The sequence below is a fragment of the Candidatus Parvarchaeota archaeon genome (assembly GCA_016866895.1).
Taxonomy (GTDB): domain Archaea; phylum Micrarchaeota; class Micrarchaeia; order Anstonellales; family VGKX01; genus VGKX01.
The window spans coordinates 1-1,075 of the sequence record VGKX01000245.1 but is presented as its reverse complement, the minus strand read 5'-3'; the positions used below and the strand labels follow the sequence as shown (position 1 = coordinate 1,075).

At 43.3% G+C, this 1,075-nt stretch carries 2 protein-coding genes; both read left to right on the top strand.

Annotation, left to right across the window (positions count from 1 at the left end):
* Nucleotides 1-38 precede the first annotated feature (38 nt).
* On the top strand, nucleotides 39-458 hold the full coding sequence (locus FJZ26_06280; GenBank protein ID MBM3230013.1) for a hypothetical protein: 420 nt from the start codon (nucleotides 39-41) through the stop codon (nucleotides 456-458).
* Nucleotides 459-658: 200 nt separating this feature from the next.
* Nucleotides 659-1,075 (top strand): hypothetical protein (locus tag FJZ26_06275; protein MBM3230012.1); only part of this gene is annotated, 417 nt, incomplete at its 3' end.

Below are 1,075 nucleotides of genomic sequence, written 5' to 3'. Positions count from 1 at the left end.
TAGTGAGGGGGATAAAAGTGAAAAAAAAGTATGCAGCTTTGGCAATTTTGCTCGCTGCAATTTTTGCCGTCTCTGCCACCTATATTTTCTATTCAAATTTTGTTTTGCTTGAGCGAATCGGCATTCCGGTTGATGTAAATGTGACACCGGAAATCAAAATAGGATTTAACCTAAACAATGATTCTATGCATTTCGGAAAACTCCCCAGAGGAGGGCAGGGAGTGAGGCATATTGACATCACCAACAGCTATGGCAGTCCCGTTGGCATAAAGGTTTATTCAGTCGGGAGCATTGAAGAGATGCTAAGCACGAATTTGACAGGATTCGTATTAGAAACAGGCAAAACAAGAAGGATTTCTGCAAAAGTAACTGTTCCTGAGGATTACAGCCCTGGAGGGTACAGCGGCACGCTTATTCTCGAGATAAGGAAGGCCTTTTGGCTTTCAAAGTCAGGCTAAATCCACCCAAAATCTCACTTGCCTGGGATTCCGGACAAGGTAACAGGCAGGCTAAATGCCTGGAGGTGAGAAGATAATCCCAAATATACAATTCTGATGACGGGCATAAACTGGTTGATAATCAACAATAAAGTATTTATAGAAGAAATATGTTTAATATAAACATGCCAGCCATAAATGCAAAAAACAGAGATGAGATAGTGCCACAGTTGAGAATACAGGTGAAAAAATGGATGCAGGCAATGCTTACTTTCTCTACAGACTGCTTTGTTGGAAAGAATGGCAAAAGGATGCATATTTTAGTTGTGGCCCCCGAAGGCAAGCTCAGAAACAATAGACTGCATTCTGCCATTGCCAGTGTGAAAAAAAGCGCTGCAGAAACAGGCACTGGAATCGATGTGCATTTTTGCAGTTCTGAAGATTTCGTCATGGGAGAGTTATTCAGCAAGTTTCCTGAAGCAATTGGCTACACCAGCGCACGAAGCGGCAAAACTGCAGCTGAAATTTTTGGGTTTAAGCCTTCCCTGCTTATCGAGTATAGCCTCAGTCCGCTGTCCCAATCCGAAAAGACAATCTTTGGCTATGCCCTGAAGGGAAGGGGAGGCAGCAGGGGTTTG